The sequence below is a fragment of the Mesorhizobium sp. M7A.F.Ca.CA.004.12.1.1 genome (genome assembly GCF_003997835.1).
Lineage (GTDB): Bacteria > Pseudomonadota > Alphaproteobacteria > Rhizobiales > Rhizobiaceae > Mesorhizobium.
This window is the reverse complement of the sequence record NZ_RZRK01001153.1, coordinates 1-1412: the sequence shown is the minus strand read 5'-3', so window position 1 is coordinate 1412 and position 1412 is coordinate 1. Positions and strand designations below refer to the sequence as shown.

Here is a 1412-nt window from a genome sequence, read left to right as displayed (position 1 = left end):
TTACCAAATGGACGCGTCGATTGCCGAAGCTGGCGCAATGCTCGGAAAACTCTGCACTTTTGGCAATTGCTTGCGCCATTGCCGCCACTCGCGAAAAGGCTGCACCAAGGCGAAAGGACAAGACGGAATTTATCTCCGCATCAGGCGGAAAAATCGATCTCAATTTCCCGGCGAGTGGCCGGAAACCTCCGCGCCCGCACCTGGCGGCAGCACGAGAAAACGCAACGCCGCCACCAGCCCGATGGCGCCGATCGCCAGGAAGGCCACTCGAAAATCCACAAGATCGAGGGCCGGCCGGTCCCTGGCGATCTGCGACAAATTGAGGATCGCCGCCGCCACCGCGACGCCGAACAGCATCGCCACCTGCTGCAGCATCGAGGACAGCGTCGCCGCCGAGCTTCGTTGCGCCGCATCGATGTCGGCGAAGGCCAGTGTGTTGAGCGCGGTGAACTGCATCGAGCGCGACAGGCCGGCGATCAGCATCAACGCCACCACCAGCGCTTGCGGCGTCTGCGGTGAGATCGCAGCACATGCCATGATCGCCGCCGAAGCGATCAGGCCGTTGACGACCAGCACCGACCGGAAGCCGAAACGGCGCAGCGTTGGTGTCGTCACCGTCTTCATGCCGAGATTGCCGAGGAAATAGGCCAGGATCATCAAGCCGGCATCGACGGACGAGAGGCCAAAGCCGACCTGGAACAGCAGCGGCAACAGGAACGGCGTGGCGTTGATCGCCACCCGGAAAATGGTGCCGGCGGCAAGCGTCGAGATGGCGAAGGTCAGCACCTTGAACGAGGAGAGATCGAGCAGCGGATGCGGCGCGCGCCTGAGATGCCGCACCGCCAGCCAGCCGATGACGATGCCGGCTACGACCAGCAGCACCGTCGGTAAAACGCCATCCTCCGGGTGCGCGATGCGTTCAAGGCCATAGAGAAGCAAGGCAAGCCCCGCCGATGTCAGGAAAAAACCCGGCCAGTCGAGCGGCTTGGGGTCGGCTTCGCGATCGCCCGGAATGAAGCGGGCGACCAGCACCAACCCGACCACGCCAAGCGGGATGTTGATGAAGAAATTCCAGTGCCAGGACAGATAGGTGGTGATGAAGCCACCAAGCACCGGCCCGATCACCGGCGCAAACAGCGCCGGCCAGGTGATCAGTGCCGTGGCGTTCAGCAGCTCCGACTTCGACGCATTACGCAGTACCAGGATGCGCCCGACCGGCGTCATCAGCGCGCTGCCGAGCCCTTGCACGACACGTGCGGCGACGAACTGGGTCAGGTTTTGCGAGACGCCGCAGGCAAGCGAGGCCAGGGTGAACAGGACGATCGCCAGCAGGAAGATGTTGCGTGCGCCGAACCGGTCGGCGAGCCAGCCCGACAGCGGCACGAATACGGCCATGGTCAGCATGTAGACGG

General features: G+C 63.5%; 1 protein-coding gene. It reads right to left on the bottom strand.

All coding sequences use genetic code 11. The annotated features are described in order from the left end of the window. Nucleotides 1-159 precede the first annotated feature (159 nt). The coding region (locus EN984_RS34630; protein ID WP_127384360.1) for an MFS transporter at nucleotides 160-1412 on the bottom strand (1253 nt) is incomplete at its 5' end.